General features: G+C 39.3%; 13 protein-coding genes. 6 read left to right on the top strand and 7 right to left on the bottom strand.

Annotated elements, in window-relative coordinates; genetic code table 11:
• Positions 1-65: 65 nt before the first annotated feature.
• Both DFQ12_RS22745 and DFQ12_RS22740 read left to right on the top strand, forming a co-directional pair.
• Entirely contained in the window at positions 66-911 is an 846-nt protein-coding gene (locus tag DFQ12_RS22745; protein ID WP_167457337.1) for a GLPGLI family protein, read from the top strand.
• A 3-nt stretch (positions 912-914) separates the two neighbouring features.
• Entirely contained in the window at positions 915-3,545 is a 2,631-nt protein-coding gene (locus tag DFQ12_RS22740; RefSeq protein ID WP_120261348.1) for a peptidase associated/transthyretin-like domain-containing protein, read from the top strand.
• An 81-nt stretch (positions 3,546-3,626) separates the two neighbouring features.
• On the opposite strand, the gene DFQ12_RS22735 is transcribed toward DFQ12_RS22740, so the two are convergent.
• From DFQ12_RS22735 to DFQ12_RS22715, 5 genes are all read right to left on the bottom strand, one after another.
• Positions 3,627-5,180 carry an Rne/Rng family ribonuclease gene (locus DFQ12_RS22735; protein WP_077436961.1) on the bottom strand — a complete coding sequence of 518 codons (1,554 nt, stop codon included), beginning with the start codon at positions 5,178-5,180 and terminating at the stop codon, positions 3,627-3,629.
• 303 nt (positions 5,181-5,483) lie between these two features.
• Positions 5,484-6,320 carry a tetratricopeptide repeat protein gene (locus tag DFQ12_RS22730; RefSeq protein WP_104384819.1) on the bottom strand — a complete coding sequence of 279 codons (837 nt, stop codon included), beginning with the start codon at positions 6,318-6,320 and terminating at the stop codon, positions 5,484-5,486.
• Positions 6,321-6,337: 17 nt separating this feature from the next.
• Positions 6,338-6,622, bottom strand: a complete 285-nt coding sequence (locus tag DFQ12_RS22725) for an HU family DNA-binding protein (RefSeq protein ID WP_028071165.1) — start codon at positions 6,620-6,622, stop codon at positions 6,338-6,340.
• 247 nt (positions 6,623-6,869) lie between these two features.
• On the bottom strand, positions 6,870-7,916 hold the full coding sequence (locus DFQ12_RS22720) for an aminotransferase class I/II-fold pyridoxal phosphate-dependent enzyme (RefSeq protein ID WP_120261347.1): 1,047 nt from the start codon (positions 7,914-7,916) through the stop codon (positions 6,870-6,872).
• 283 nt (positions 7,917-8,199) lie between these two features.
• Positions 8,200-9,216: a D-2-hydroxyacid dehydrogenase family protein gene (locus DFQ12_RS22715; protein WP_244211825.1), complete on the bottom strand. Its 1,017-nt coding sequence runs from the start codon at positions 9,214-9,216 to the stop codon at positions 8,200-8,202.
• 123 nt (positions 9,217-9,339) lie between these two features.
• On the opposite strand from DFQ12_RS22715, the gene DFQ12_RS22710 reads away from it, so the two are divergent.
• The 4 genes from DFQ12_RS22710 to DFQ12_RS22695 all read left to right on the top strand — a co-directional run bounded on the left by DFQ12_RS22710 (position 9,340) and on the right by DFQ12_RS22695 (position 14,263).
• Complete coding sequence (locus DFQ12_RS22710) at positions 9,340-11,487, top strand: TonB-dependent receptor (protein ID WP_120261346.1); 2,148 nt, start codon at positions 9,340-9,342, stop codon at positions 11,485-11,487.
• Between the two features lie 144 nt (positions 11,488-11,631).
• Positions 11,632-12,246 (top strand): hypothetical protein, encoded by a 615-nt coding sequence (locus DFQ12_RS22705; RefSeq protein ID WP_120261370.1) that lies wholly within the window; start codon positions 11,632-11,634, stop codon positions 12,244-12,246.
• 7 nt (positions 12,247-12,253) lie between these two features.
• Positions 12,254-13,321 (top strand): sensor histidine kinase, encoded by a 1,068-nt coding sequence (locus tag DFQ12_RS22700; protein ID WP_120261345.1) that lies wholly within the window; start codon positions 12,254-12,256, stop codon positions 13,319-13,321.
• 192 nt (positions 13,322-13,513) lie between these two features.
• On the top strand, positions 13,514-14,263 hold the full coding sequence (locus DFQ12_RS22695; RefSeq protein WP_120261344.1) for a LytR/AlgR family response regulator transcription factor: 750 nt from the start codon (positions 13,514-13,516) through the stop codon (positions 14,261-14,263).
• Between the two features lie 119 nt (positions 14,264-14,382).
• Here DFQ12_RS22695 and DFQ12_RS22690 read toward each other — a convergent pair whose 3' ends face one another.
• Together DFQ12_RS22690 and DFQ12_RS22685 are read right to left on the bottom strand one after the other, a co-directional pair.
• On the bottom strand, positions 14,383-14,847 hold the full coding sequence (locus DFQ12_RS22690) for a hypothetical protein (RefSeq protein ID WP_120261343.1): 465 nt from the start codon (positions 14,845-14,847) through the stop codon (positions 14,383-14,385).
• A 10-nt stretch (positions 14,848-14,857) separates the two neighbouring features.
• The gene (locus DFQ12_RS22685; RefSeq protein ID WP_244211824.1) at positions 14,858-15,334 is read right to left on the bottom strand and encodes a hypothetical protein; all 477 of its coding nucleotides are present in this window, start codon (positions 15,332-15,334) and stop codon (positions 14,858-14,860) included.
• Positions 15,335-15,367: the final 33 nt, after the last annotated feature.

The raw sequence follows: 15,367 nt of genomic DNA, 5'->3' as shown, positions 1-15,367 counted from the left end.
CATAATTGTTCTTCATTGTAAAAAATATTTCATATTTTTAAGAGAACCTTATGACTATTATGACAATGAAGAAAACATTTTTTACCTTCATACTACTTGCTGGCAGCATACTTACCTTAAAAGCCCAAGAAAAAGTTATTGCCGAAATTCATTATCAATTCAAACATAGCAACGATACCAGCAAAACTGCTACACCAATAACGGATGAAACTGTCACCTATCTTGGGAAAGAAAGTAGTCTTTACCGGACTTATGGTGATATCCTTACGAAGCAACAAATTGATGCCAAAACTGCTGCTCAAGATTTTGACGGAAATCTAACCTTGAAAATGCCAGCCAGTCCACCTGTTTTGGATGGATACATTATTAATCCCTCTTTAAAAAAAACAATACATATAGAAGGAATATCTTCACCAACTGATGCCTATTCAAGCGAAGCTCCCTATGAGCCGCAAAATTGGGAGGTAACAGATGAAACAAAAACAATCGGTGGCTACCTTTGCCAAAAAGCCACATGCCAATTTAAGGGAAGAGAATACACTGCTTGGTTTACAACTGAACTTCCATTTACCTTTGGCCCATGGAAACTACATGGCCTCCCTGGTCTTATTCTTTCGGTTCATGATGCCAAAAACGAAGTAAGTTGGGAGTATGCAGGCTTTCAACAGCAACCGTCAGATCAAGCGCTCAAAATTGAACCCGCCAAGAGTGTTATTCCGGCAAAAAAAGAGGAAATCCAAAAACTAAAAAAGGCGTTTAAAGATAATCCTAATGCTTACTACCAGAGCCTTGCCGCATCAGGCCGTGAAAACCCATTTCAGATAGACTATTCCAAAGTTAATATCAGTTTTGATTTCCAAGGAGCAGAACCGTCTAAACAAACGAACAATCCTATCGAATTAACCCCATAGGATATGCCCTACAACTTTTTGCTGTTGGTCAGTTTTTGGCTATGCGGCTATTTTTGTTATGGACAACAACAGATCTCAGGAACCTTACTTGATAACACAAATCAGAAAGGTATTCGCGCAGCAAGCGTCAACTTAAAATCTGCTGATGGAAAAATAATTTCTTTCAAAATAACAGATGCCTCTGGCCGTTTCGAAATGACAACATCTAAGGATCTGACGAATGCCTATATAGAGATTAATCACATCGGTTACAAACGTTTCAAACAACAGCTCGGAAGCCGGTTACAACAGATTCAGATCACCCTAGAACAATCCAATATTCTATTGGAGGAGGTCGAAGTTAAGAGCGCACCCAAAATCGTACGCAAAGGAGATACGCTCAATTATAATGTATCTGGATTTGCCGATCCAAATGATAGGAGTATTGGCGATGTTTTAAAGCGAATGCCCGGACTGGAAGTCCTTGAAAATGGTGAAGTGAAATACCAAGGAAAGTCGATATCAAACTTTTATATTGATGGTGACGATTTGCTGGCTGAAAAATATGGTATCGGAACCCGATCAATATCACTGGATATGGTTAAAGATGTACAAATCATATCCCATCATGAACATATAAAAGTACTCAAAAACAAAAGGTATAGTGATGATGTTGCACTAAATCTCGTCATAAAGGATGAAGCCAAGCTTAAGATATCCGGAAAGGCCTTGTTAGGTTTGGGGCTACCAAACCAATATGAAGGAGCATTAAATACCATGTTATTCAACAAAAAGGTTAAATTTTTAAATACCATAGAAGCAAATAACATAGGCCAGGACCTCGCAAGCAATATCGAAGAAACTAGATCACAAGAGAAAATTGACAACTTACTTTCTTTGGGAACAATCGGTAATCCACCATTGAAAAAAAAGGATTATCTGCGCAATAAGACGGGACTATTAAACATAAATTTGTCAAAACCAATTAAAAAAGAATGGTCATTACGCACAAATATCCAAGGGTTATATGATAAAAACAATATTCATTATGAGGGAAAAAACACCTATTATGCCGAACAGGGTGATATATCCTTCTATGAAACTCAGATTTCAAAGATTCAAACAAAAGCAGCGGTAGCGCAACTAACCGCCGAGAAGAATGCGAGCCATTACTACTTTAAAAATTCCCTATCAATGGGCATAAATGATGGAGATGCTGAGTCCAGCATTATATCAAATACGATTCCCATTAATAATCGGATTCTACATACGTCTAAGAACATAAGCAATGATCTAATTTATGTACCGGAGCTTAAAAACGGAGCTATTATCCAATTTCAATGGTTAAGCAAATATTATTCAAAGCCGCAGCGACTAAACAGTTCTACCGAAGCATTCAATGATCTCTTTTATCCCATCATATTTGATGAAATAGTCCAACATGTGAACGTACCGACCTTCAACACGACTGCAGCACTAGGATATCGCATACCCAAAGGGAAAATACAGCAGTACTATACTGCAAATTTCGCATTGGAAAACCAACGCCTTTCTTCTAACATAGAATTGATTCGCGAAGACAATGTCCAGTTGCCATTGTCTGATTCAACTATAAATGGGATGAATTGGCTACGTACCTCCAGTGAGTTTAATGCACAGTACTCATGGAGCAAAGAGCGCTTTAGCTCGAATTTATCTTTGCCCATTGCCTTTATTCACACCCAATTTGAAGACCCCCATTATCAACTTAATAATCGGAAAAATCGCATTCAATTCACGCCAAACTTTCGCGCACGATACCGTATTGGCTACGATGATGAAATCTCCTTTTCCTATAAAAACAGTAACAATCTGGGCAACATAGATGCTGTTTACCGAGGTTTGATTATCCAAAATTATCGAACAAGATCTTACAATAGCTCAGCTAGTCCCGAAAGCAGAAACAATGATTTTCTATTGGATTATAAATTAGGCAAATCGGTTAAATTACTATTTTTTCATTTCGCCCTGGGTTATGGACAGCAATCTACAAACAATATTATTGCCACCTTGGTTACGGACTCATTGACTGCAACACAATTGACATCAAGAGAAAATTTAATTCGCACTTATACTGCATCTATTGGTCTTGATAAATATTTCTTCAAATTGGGAGCGCTATTCAAATTGAAATTCAATTGGAAACGTTCTAACTACGATCAATTATTCAACAATGAGATTCTGCCTATTTCTTTTACGTCTTATGAAATACAACCTAATTTTAACAAAAAATTTTCCAATGCTATTGCATTGAACTATAATGGATCGATCAATTGGTCTATTTCTTCCCAAGGAAATGTTTCGCTCGATCGGCGTCTTCTTTTTATCAATCAATCGTTAGACGTTCCCATTACTATTGCAAAATCTGTTCAATTAACATGGAACTTCCAACACCTCTTTAATAAACAGCCTGATTATAAAAATACAAATTATTTATTCTGCAATATCACGACAAGATATAGCAGATGGGGGATGGATTTCGAGCTGGATATCCGTAATCTAGCTAATATAAAAAGTTTTGAAACTAACTCCATAGCGGCAAATATACAGTCTCAGAATCGTTATGAACTTCGGGGAAGAACGGCGCTGTTAAGAGGGGTTTATTATATCAAATAGGTATCCCTATAAGAACTTACATGCTATAAAAACAAAAAAGGGTTAGTATTGCTACTAACCCTTTTCGTTAATCTCTTTCTATTATAACTTGATTTCCTCATCTTTCGCATTGAAAAAGTGGAATTCAGTTAGGTAATATGACGTCATTGGATTTACTTTAATCCATTTACCGTACTTCATAAACCATTTCATTCTTTTAGAAATCAAACCAGACTTAATGTAAGCGTCTATGTATGGGTGAACACATAAGGTCACCTTTTTCTCATTCTGTTCTTGAAGAATAAAACTCAAATTATTCTCAATATCATCCATCAGGACAATACTTGATCGGATTTCACCTGTACCATCACAAGCAGGACATTTCTCGTTTGTGACAATATTCATTTCAGGTCTTACACGTTGACGGGTGATTTGCACTAAACCAAATTTACTTGGTGGCAAAATCGTATGTCTCGCTCTGTCCGACACCATACATTCTTTTAAGAACGTATACAACTCTTTTCGATGATTGGGTTTGTGCATATCGATAAAATCGATGACTACAATTCCCCCCATATCACGCAAACGCAGTTGCCGCGCGATTTCTTTTGCTGCTTCCATATTGACCAGCAATGCATTATCTTCCTGATTCTCCTTATTGGCAGAACGGTTACCGCTATTGACATCAATTACATGTAGAGCTTCGGTATGCTCGATAACGAGATACGCACCACCCGGCAATGTAACAGTCTTGCCAAAAGCTGCCTTGATTTGCTTTTCAACTCCGAAATGGTCGAAAATTGGTTCTTTATGTTTGTAAAGTTTTACAATTTTCTCCAGATCTGGAGATATATCGTGTATATATGATTTTGTTTCTTCGAAGATCGAAGGATCATTAACATAAATATGCGAAAACTCATCCGTTAGGATATCCCGTAGAATCGTGGATGCACGATCCATTTCGCCGAGAACCTTTTGCGGTGGTTCAGCATTACGAAGACGTTTGGTAAATAGCTCCCATTTTGAGATCAGGTCCAATAAGTCTCGCTGTAGTTCTTCGACACCCTTTCCTTCAGAGACTGTACGGATGATTACACCAAAATTAGCTGGTTTAATTCCTTCGACAATCTTTTTGAGGCGGTTGCGCTCATTACTACCTTTGATACGCTTGGAAATGGAAACAGTACTTGAGAAAGGGACCAAAACGACAAAACGACCTGCAATTGAAAGGTCTGAACTCAGACGAGGTCCTTTTGTTGAGATGGGTTCTTTGGCGATTTGTACTGGCACGAGCATATTTTTGCTCAAGACATCAGAGATCTTACCAGCTTTATCGATATCCTTTTCAAGTTTTAAACTATTGAGCAGTTTCTCTTGATAACTGCCATTCTTTACTATACGTGTAAGCTTTAGCAAAGATTGAACTTGTGGACCCAAATCTAGATAATGTAGAAAAGCATCCTTTTCGTAGCCTACATCTACGAAAGCCGCATTCAGTCCCGGCATAATCCGCTTGATACGTCCAAGATAAATATCTCCGACAGCGAAATTGTTATTTGCGGGCTCGCGGTTAAGTTCAACAAGCTGCTTGTCTTGTAGTAAAGCAATAGTTACCCCTTTATCAGGAGTTGAATCGATAATTAATTCCTTTACCAAAAGCTACTCATTTTTGATACCTATGCAATATCCTATCGCAATTTTTGGTATCCGATTAAACATTTAAAGAACGTTGTTACGAAAAAAACAATCTACACACCCATAAAGACATGTAGATCGTTTCGTAAAGCTATCTCAGCAAAATGGGCCAAGATGTTTAAAAGCTTAACACAAGACTATTTTTTCTTGTGTCTATTTTTTCTTAAACGTTTTTTACGTTTGTGAGTAGCCATCTTGTGTCTTTTTCTTTTTTTTCCGCTTGGCATAGCTAAATTTTTTAATGATTATAAAATAATAAATTAATTACTTGCTCAATTCCCCGATCTTACGGTCGATGAATTGTGATAGGGACGGATCAGCTGCCAGCTCTTTACTTTTTTGAAAAGCAGTTACGGCCTCTTTTTTCATCCCAATATTTTCATAGCCTGTGGCTAAGTAAAAGTATGACTCTGCATCGGGTTTTTGATCGATAACGGTCTTAAAACGCTCGATGGCTTTGTCAAACTGACGGGACTGTAATGAAAACAATCCCAAAGTTTTATTCGCTTCTAAGTTTTTCGGATCAGCAGCAACAACTTCACGCAATAGCGCAATACCTGCCATTGGATTGTTTGTTCCTGATACCATTGCGGCACCTAATCCTGTTTTTGCATCAAGACTACTTGAATTAGCTTTTAGCGCCGCCTCATACGCATGAATTGCATTCTGATTAAGAGCTTGGGCTAAAGTAGAATCTTGCAAATTAGTATAAGCAGCACGATAAGCATTACCTGCTTTCAACCAATATTCAAATTGAGGAGAAACCTTTGCCATTTCCTCATACACAAATGCCTGAGGGGCTGGTTTTGCGACATCGTCCCACTTATTTGCCAACTGTTGCAACAGCTTTATCTTATCTTCACCAGAAGCTTTTGCAACTTGGGCCTCAATATCGGAAATTTCTTTGACTAAACTAGCATCTAAACCTTGTTTTGTCATCGAAGAGATATTTTCCAAGTTTACTTCATTGGAAGGTTTCGATTCAGATGCTGCAGCAGTTTGTTTTTCTTTGTCCACCAAACCTTTAATAGGCTGTGCAAATAGCACAGCAACCAAGGCTACTACTGCTCCTATGACTATTATTTGTTTGGTTTTTGCCATTTTAATCTATTTTAAGATTATTTATTGCCGTTTTTTACTTTCTCAACGAAAATTTTAGCTGGCTTGAAGCTAGGAACAAAGTGCTCTGGAATAATGATTGCTGTATTTTTTGAAATGTTTCTTGCAGTCTTCTCAGCTCTTTTTTTGACTACGAAGCTACCAAAACCTCTTACATATACATTTTCTCCTCCGATCATTGCGTTTTTGACAACTTTGAAGAACGCCTCTACGGTCTCTTGAACATCTACCTTCTCTAAGCCAGTTTTGTTAGAGATTTCTGCAATAATTTCTGCTTTAGTCATATCTATTTTACTGTAATTATTTATTTTTCAACCCTTAAGCCAACTAATGTTTGGGGATGCAAAAGTATTGTTTTAAAATGAGGAATGGAAATTATTTAAACACTTTTTTGATAAATAAGCTTCCAAAAGCCAAACATTTACAATCAATTAACGAGATTTCACATCGAGCAAACCGCTAAATAAGTTTCAAAATTAACAACAATTTCCTAATTTACAACAAGTTGATTCATTGGATGTCATAAAAAAATCAAGATATGCCAATTGCATGACTAATACGTTCCAAATCCTCCCGAGTATGGTGTGCATTGACAACAATTCTATTCAATAATGGATCAGTAGGAAGGGGATAAGGGAAACTAGAGACCAATATACTTGCTTCCATCAGCCTTTCATAGAGACTAATATCACTGGAAGAGAAGACCGGAAAATTAGCGATGGTATTTAAATATCCTTTTGAAAGCGATGCGAAATAAAGAATATTTGCCTGCAATTTCTCAAATTGCTTACGATAGATCTGCTCCCCATTTACAAAAGCATAAAGACTCGCTGGGGAACTCGGGGAGGCTCCAGTATAAAAATTTGATTTTTTAAGCTGTTCTATCCGTTTCTGGCTGGCCAAAATCAGGCCCGCGTCTGTCGCTAAGCCCTTTGCCAAAGAGGCCACGACAATCAGCTCTATATTTTCTCTCAAAAAACCACGCTCCACCAGTGAAATGCCATTTTCATGCAGCACACCGATTCCGTGGGAATCATCCAGCAATAGGGTAACCCTTTTAGCATCCGAAATTTCATCAAAAACCGAAAAATCATACCTTTCAGGCTTCATGTTATCTAGGCTATTGCTAACAATAACAAAAGATGTTTCTTTGGATTTATTGATATAATCGACAGTATGGAAGCTCCAATCCCTAAAATCGCCAACTACGACTGGGTTTGCGTCAAGCCACAAGGAAGGATGGCTAGCAGGTGCATAGAGCAATTCTCCCTCTTGCGACAACGTTTTGACAACAAATTGAGTCGCCAAGTAACCGCTTGACAGCAATAATCCAGACTCAAATCCAAATCGCTGCGCCGCATATTCCTCGGCTTTGTCAAATATAGCTTGCTGTACATTGTTATTGCGAGAAGTACCGTTATTAACACCATAACGCCTTAACCCTTCGATGAAGAGTTCGGTATATTCATTATCCGTCGCCAACCCTAAATAGGAGGTTCCTCCAAAAAAAAGGTATTCCTTTCCATCCAAGTAGATGGATCGTCCAGTCGGTTGATCAAGTTTCGTAAAATTTTTCATTTAAACACTTAGGCGGGTGTCCTCACAAAAGGAAGGACAGCCCATTTTTCATTAATACTGCTCTAATCCCCAAACAGCCTTTCCTTTAAATTTTCAATTACCGAGGGGGTACTTTTACTTTCGGACAATTTGATTTCAATCAATAATACACATTTGGTTTGACACCTATCACATTGCAACAGGAACATTTATTTCCTAATCTTTTGATCCGCTTATAAACAGAGAATAGCATTGCAAGTGACAGTTTCCTAGCTTACGAACCATCTATCAATAGACATTCCCATCAACCCTGCAACACCTCCGGATTGGCGATATGCTGTGGAACTCCTTGTGCGAAAGCAACAATATTCTCAAAAGCCAACTTAAATAGCTGTTCGTAGCCATTTTCTTCAACGTAGCCCAAATGGGGTGTGCAAATCACATTCGGCATCCGCAACAATGGATAATTGGAGTCTGTAATAGGTTCTGACTCGTAGACGTCAACCGCAGCAGCGCCTGGTGTCCCACTGATCAAAGCATCCAAAAGTGCTCCCTGTTCAACCAATTCCGCACGCGAAGTATTTACGAATAGTGCTGATGGTTTCATGGAAAGCAGATCTTCCAACTTTACGATAGCTCTGGTTTCTGGCACCAACCTCAGGTGCAGTGTTACCACATCCGCAAAATGAAAAAAATCCGACTTACTTGATGCTGCTAAGAATCCGTCTTTTACTGCCTCTTCCCGAGAATTTTCGCTACCCCATACAATCACCTGCGCGCCAAATGCTTTTGCGTACTGGGCAACCCGGCGCCCAATCTTTCCGTAACTCCATATCCCTATCGTTTTCCCCGCTACGGATTGACCAATATTCGTCTGCCATTGCCCCGCTTTCATTCCAGCAATCGCTTGTGGTAGCTTCCTCAAACCATTCATAATTAATAGCCAGGTCAGTTCGGCAGGTGCGACCGGGGATCCCATACTTTCTGCAACAGCAACTTGATAAGCACTGCAAATCGCCAGATCAAGGTGATTGGAAATTTTACCGGTTTGGCTGATGAGCTGGAGGTTTGGAAGTCTGCTGAGCAGATCAGCAGAGATTTTCGTTCGCTCCCTGATCAGCACCAACGCTTCTGTATTTTTAAGCTTTTCGGCCAGCTGAGCTGGATCTGTATAGGATTGTTTCAATATCTGAACATCGTGACCATCAAGTATTTTGAAACAATCCAGCTGTCGGACAGCATCTTGATAGTCATCTAAAATGGTAATTCGCATTTTTTTGTGACTTAATTTACACCACTCGTTATCACGATCGGTTCTCATTTCAAGCATTAATTTACAGCATAAAATCGGAATACGACATTTCATCATCATATTTTGACATTTCATCCACTCTTTTTCGTGGAAGCAATTGCTCTGTTTCATTTTTGGATAAAAGTCAATACAATGAAGCTGTTATTAACCTTACTATTTTTAAGTACCACCACCATTTTCGCACAGTCTATTCTCAAAGGCAGGGTAGTAGAGAAAAATGGTAAACCTATCTATTTAGCCAATGTTTATATAGAAGGCACCTACGATGGGAGCACAACAGACTCGCTCGGAAATTTTACTTTTGAAACCAATGAGCGGGGTGCCAAGACAATCAAAGCGTCCGTTGTAGGTCGTCCACTGTATAGCAAACCTATTGAATTACCATATAAGGAACTTTTGATCATTCAATTGCAGGGTAGTGAGAATCGATTGCAAGAGGTCAGTATTCAGGCAGGGGTCCTCCAAGCCAACAGCTCAGGCAAAAACACGGTAATGAGCCCCTTGGACATCGTCACGACAGCAGGAAGCATGGGCAACATCATTAGCGCTTTGGCAACATTACCGGGAGCACAAGTTGCGGGAGAAAACGGCCGTCTCATGGTTCACGGTGGAGATGCCTCCGAGACACAGACTTACATCAATGGGATACGAGTAGCACAGCCCTATACCGCAAGCCCAAATGAAGTTCCTGTCAGGGGTCGCTTCTCGCCAATGCTCTTTAAGGGCGTCAATTTTTCTACCGGAGGTTATTCTGCGGAATTTGGCAATGCCTTATCCAGCATTTTGGCCCTTAGTACAGAAAACACTATTGAACAGCCCAAAACAGAAATTTCTTTATCCTCGGTAGGATTAGGTCTAGGACATACATTACAATGGGGTAAAAACTCACTGACATTCAACAGCAACTATACAAACTTAAAGCCCTATTCAAAAATCATTACCCCCGATATCAGATGGACCAAGCCCTATGAAAACGCTTCCGGAGAACTGATCTATCGCCATCAGTTTAAAAAAGGTTTTCTAAATATTTATGGGGCGTACAATTTTGAGAATATGGGGCTTTACCAATCCGACATCAATTACGAAGAGCCTATCCCATTGAAAAAGAAGTCCAACAATAGCTACGCCAACATCACCTATAGTCAAGACCTAGGAAATCGCTGGGCATTCCATTCAGGCGTTGGAATAGGCTATCTGACAGACAAGCTCCATCACAGTGATATTTACCTGCCCAACGACGAAAAGAGCCTTCATCTAAAAGGGACACTAAGAAAAACCTGGAAAAACAGTATAAAAAGCATTTGGGGAATAGAATATTTTGACAACAATTACAAGGAAGAATACCATCGTCAAGAACTTGCCTACAGCTATGGATACCATAGCAAAATGACTTCATTGTTTACCGAAACCACTTTTGGCCTATTACCTAACCTTATTGGAAAGATCGGCCTACGGGGGACTACGTCCAATTTACAAAGCAAAAAAACAATAGAGCCAAGGGCATCCTTGGGCTACGCTTTGAACAAGTATACTCAGCTCTCGCTGGCCTATGGAACGTTTCATCAACAAGCTCCAAGCTCATTTTTAAAATATGATCCTCAGCTGGATTGGCTAGCCGCCAGACATTATATCGCAAATTACTTTTACGAGAAAGGTGGACACCTGTTGCGTCTGGAAGCCTACCATAAGACATACGACAACCTGATAAAATATAACAGCCAAACAGCAAGGTACGACAGTCAATATGACAACAATGGCAACGGCAAAGTCAAAGGCTTTGATGTATTTTACAAAAACACCAGTAGCGTAAAGAATCTACAATACTGGATTTCATACTCCTACACAGACAGCAAAAGAAATGAAGCGAACTATCCCCATACAGTTACTCCCTCTTATGTTTATAAGCATAGCCTTTTTATTGTTGGAAAATACTGGTTTGCAAGCCTCCGTTCACAGCTCAGTTTGACAAATTCGATTGTCTCAGGAAGAAATTACAACGATCCTAACCAAACCAACTTTATGAATGGCCGCACCAAAGGATATAATAATCTATCTATGAGTTGGTCATTCCTCTACAGTCAACAAAAAATTATCCATTTCTCTGTCAGCAATGTCCTCGGAGCTTCACCGATCTATGGATATCAATATGCAGACCGACCAAATACACAGGGTATTTATGATCGTAGAGCTATTGTGCCTACAGCTAAACGCTTTGTCTTTTTGGGTTATTTCTGGACGATAAGTAAAAATGAAAAAGACAATCAACTGGATAATCTATAACAATCAACAACTCATCATCAAAATATGCCGGTTCATCCAAAATTATTCCCATTTGTCAGTTGCTATCCGCAATTTCACTGGAGTTCAACAAAATATGAACCAGCTATCGAAGAATCAAAAATGTTAACTACTAAACGAAAGATCATGAAATCAATTATTATCGCCATTATCTGCTTCATAAGCAGCAGCACATTTGCACAAAGCAACTACGAAAAAAGTATGGGGCAAGCCATGGGTTTATGGCAGTCTGGAGAGATACAGAAAGCATCTGCACTACTGGAGCGTATTGCCCAAGCCGAAAAAGACAATTGGATTCCGACCTATTATCAGGCAATGATCCTAACGACAGCCGCCTTCAGGGAAAAGAACAAAGAAACACAGGCAAAATACATACAATCTGCCGAAGACATCCTGAATAACAGTACGCAGGACAATAACTCGGAATGGCTTGTGTTGCGAGCAATGAATAAAACCGCATTAATGGTAACCGATCCCATGACAAAAGCCAAGGAGCTATCACCAATCATCATTGGTTTGTATAAAAAAGCATTGGTAATCACACCTAGTAATCCACGCGCGATGTTGGGGCTAGCTGAATTCCAGATGAACGCAAAAAAATATTTCAATCAGGACAGCAGTAAAGAATGTGAGGATGTCAAGAAAGCACTATCTTTATTCAATGAAGAAAAAGTGACTGTTCCCTTTTCTCCATCTTGGGGTAAAGACCGGGCAGAACAAATACTGAAAGAGTGCAAATAATATTGCTGTGAAGAGATTTCCATTTAAAGCCATTATTCAGGCCATATTAGCAAGTGTGGTTGTCTCCATCTATTTTGTAGTTGTAGCCAAACTCGATCATAAAGATGTCCCTTTGTTATCGATCATCTTGCACCCTAATATGGTCAGAGGTTTATTGTATGGTTTTTTTCTCTTTCTGAGTCATGGCTATCTATCAAAATGGGTGGCGGATAAGTACCCAAACAGTAAAGACTTTGGAAAAAAAATGGTTGTTTTTTATGGCATCAGCTTTATCTTGACCATATTTGTCGTTTTTTTAGTGAATGCTTTTCTTTCGGGTCTGTTTATCCCGACTGGTTCCAAAGACTTTCTCCAGCGCTTCAATCATTTTATTAATCAGCAGCGTGTTGCTTACTACTTTCAACTTACGATTATCTCCTGGTTTATTTCAATGCTATTTTTTGGCTTCTATTTCTATAAAAGGTTCAAAGACTATCAGATTAAAGAGTCGGAGCAGGAAAAACAACAAATAACAGCCCAATTCGAATCTCTAAAAAACCAATTGGACCCTCACTTTCTGTTCAACAGCTTAAATGTGCTGAACGGGCTGATTGAAGAGGACCCCAAAAAGGCTAGCCTGTTTACAACAGACCTGTCAAGGATATACCGCTATGTACTGGAACACAAGGACAAGAGTCTTGTTAGCTTACAGGATGAACTCAGGTTTTCAAAAGCCTATTTGAACCTTCTGGGCCTACGGTTTGAAGCAGGTATCCAGATTGATCTACATATTTCTGAAGACGAGAGCAGTGGTTTTATTTTACCGCTTTCTCTTCAATTGCTCATCGAAAATGTAGTCAAGCACAATGTTATTTCGTTAAAGAGCCCACTGATTTTAAAGATTTATCGTAAAAACGATTATTTATATGTTGAGAACAATCTACAAAAAAAGAAAGTGCTCAATAGCAACTCTGGCATCGGTTTGAAAAATATCCAGGAGCGTTATGCATTATTGTCCGATCAACCTGTTTACATTCAGGAAAGCGCTGATTTATTCGCTGTGGGGCTGCCTATTATTGCCAAAACAGTAGCATGAAAACCAGCTAATTCAAACATAAGTCAATGCAGTAACATTTGACGACAAGGATCAATCCGGTCCAAGAGACCATTAATTAAAACAAAGAAAATACCAGTAGCAATTAAATGTCATAAGCAGGCAGGTATGACCTGAATGCGAAATAAATAAACCACTCAGGGATCAGACGATCAATGAGAACGACGATATACGATGAAGATATTAATCATAGAAGACGAACTTCCCTCCGCAAGATTGCTCCGAAGAAAATTGGAAGGGCTCGGGTACACGGTGTCAGCCACACTACAGACCGTAGAAGAATCGATGGAATGGTTTAGGTCAAATGAAGAACCTGATCTACTTTTTATGGACATTCAACTTGCTGATGGCATATCATTTGAAATCCTCGAGCAGATAAAACCTAGTTCGGCCATTATTTTCACGACAGCGTATGATGAATATATGTTACGGGCATTTAAACAAAACAGCATCGACTACCTGTTAAAGCCAATTGAAGATGAAGAACTGGAAAACGCGATTGAAAAGTTTCTGCAGTTTAGGCGTCCAGTCTCTCCATTTGATCTAGCTACCTTTGAGGCATTATTTAAAAATACCACTCAAACATTTAAAGAGCGTTTTACCATCAGGATCGGCCAGAGCCTCAAGGTTGTGACCACCCGACAGATCGAGTGCATTTACAGCGAAAACAAAGGCACCTATTTATATACCAATGAAAATGGGAATTATCTGTTCGACCAAACACTGGATGCCTTAACCCCACAATTATCGCCCAAAGATTTCTTTCGGATCAACCGAAGTGCTATCGTGCAATTTGATGCTATCAAAAACATTGCAGTACACTCCAATGCGAGATTAAAAATATACCTCAAGCATTATGAATCTGACGAATTGATCGTTTCGAGGGAGAAAGTTGCTGCTTTCAAAAATTGGCTCGATAAATAACCTAGGATTGAGCGTACAATTTACTGTTCGTGAAGCTATTAAATCACACACAAGGATCCAGGCTCACGTCATCGAACGATCACTTAGCGGCAAGGAAAAGAAGAATATAGTGGAAGAGGTTACATATTGAGCCTATAATTCAGTGGAATACTGAATCGCAGAGACACGGCAAATCCCTTCATTGGCCGATAATCTTTTTTGTCTTTGATGGAAAAACCGTACCCAAAATCAATATCCAAAAGCGTCGCTAGACTAACCCCGACTTTAGGGGTGAAGGTATAAGGTGTCACTTCCGTGCGGACAAATGGGGTCAGCACAAAGCTTTGCGGATAATATGTTAGCGCCGCTTCTGGAATAACCGCAAATTTCTTTTGAGTCCAGGTGTAGTTGGCCGTGGCATCTGCCCGCAAGATGTTATCACCTATAAATGGAAATGCAAAATAAGCTCCTGTTTTGATGATACTCCCTTTTTGGAACTGATAGCTCAGGGTCGGACCAATCAAATGGTCTTGTGCTGCTGCCTTTTTTCCAAAAGCCAGCAAAACAACCATACAACCTACCCAAAGTATATTTCTATTTTGCATGACTCATCATTTAATAGAGATGAAAATTCAATGGTATATTCACACCTACAGATATGGTAAAACCATCTATTGGCTTGAAATTTTTCTTTGTATTATAATCGAATCCATAGCCTATACCCAAGTCGACAATTGAAAACAAACTCGCTCCAACTTTAGGAGTAATGGTATAGGGTGTCAACTCAGCTTTGACAAATGGGAACAGGACAAAGTCATTCAGGTAATACGTAAACCCCAGTTCCGGAATTACCGTCGTTTTGTTTTCCATCCAGCTAAAATTGGCACCAGCATCTATTTTCATATACTGGAAGTCATTTGGTGCAAATAAGCCCCAACCTGAAACTTTCAAGAAATTTCCGCTCTGATATTGGTACCCCACAGAAGGCCCCCAGATCCATCTATTATGTTCCTGTAAAGGCTTCCTCTGAGCCTTTACTAGCGAAAATGAACAACATAGTGCGGCAATTAACGACAGTGCTTTTAGTTTCATCCAGCTAAATTACAAACTATAATCTATTTTATG

It is taken from the genome of Sphingobacterium detergens, from assembly GCF_003610355.1.
GTDB lineage: Bacteria > Bacteroidota > Bacteroidia > Sphingobacteriales > Sphingobacteriaceae > Sphingobacterium > Sphingobacterium detergens.
This window is presented reverse-complemented; position numbering and strand designations above follow the sequence as displayed.

Bases quoted from the DNA above. Each gene is read 5' to 3' on its own strand.
- DFQ12_RS22745 (WP_167457337.1), top strand. From the start codon at position 66: ATGAAGAAAACATTTTTTACCTTCATACTACTTGCTGGCAGCATACTT.
- DFQ12_RS22740 (WP_120261348.1), top strand. From the start codon at position 915: ATGCCCTACAACTTTTTGCTGTTGGTCAGTTTTTGGCTATGCGGCTAT.
- DFQ12_RS22730 (WP_104384819.1), bottom strand. From the start codon at position 6,320: ATGGCAAAAACCAAACAAATAATAGTCATAGGAGCAGTAGTAGCCTTG.
- DFQ12_RS22725 (WP_028071165.1), bottom strand. From the start codon at position 6,622: ATGACTAAAGCAGAAATTATTGCAGAAATCTCTAACAAAACTGGCTTA.
- DFQ12_RS22720 (WP_120261347.1), bottom strand. From the start codon at position 7,916: ATGAAAAATTTTACGAAACTTGATCAACCGACTGGACGATCCATCTAC.
- DFQ12_RS22715 (WP_244211825.1), bottom strand. From the start codon at position 9,216: ATGAGAACCGATCGTGATAACGAGTGGTGTAAATTAAGTCACAAAAAA.
- DFQ12_RS22710 (WP_120261346.1), top strand. From the start codon at position 9,340: ATGAAGCTGTTATTAACCTTACTATTTTTAAGTACCACCACCATTTTC.
- DFQ12_RS22705 (WP_120261370.1), top strand. From the start codon at position 11,632: ATGAAATCAATTATTATCGCCATTATCTGCTTCATAAGCAGCAGCACA.
- DFQ12_RS22695 (WP_120261344.1), top strand. From the start codon at position 13,514: ATGAAGATATTAATCATAGAAGACGAACTTCCCTCCGCAAGATTGCTC.
- DFQ12_RS22690 (WP_120261343.1), bottom strand. From the start codon at position 14,847: ATGCAAAATAGAAATATACTTTGGGTAGGTTGTATGGTTGTTTTGCTG.
- DFQ12_RS22685 (WP_244211824.1), bottom strand. From the start codon at position 15,334: ATGAAACTAAAAGCACTGTCGTTAATTGCCGCACTATGTTGTTCATTT.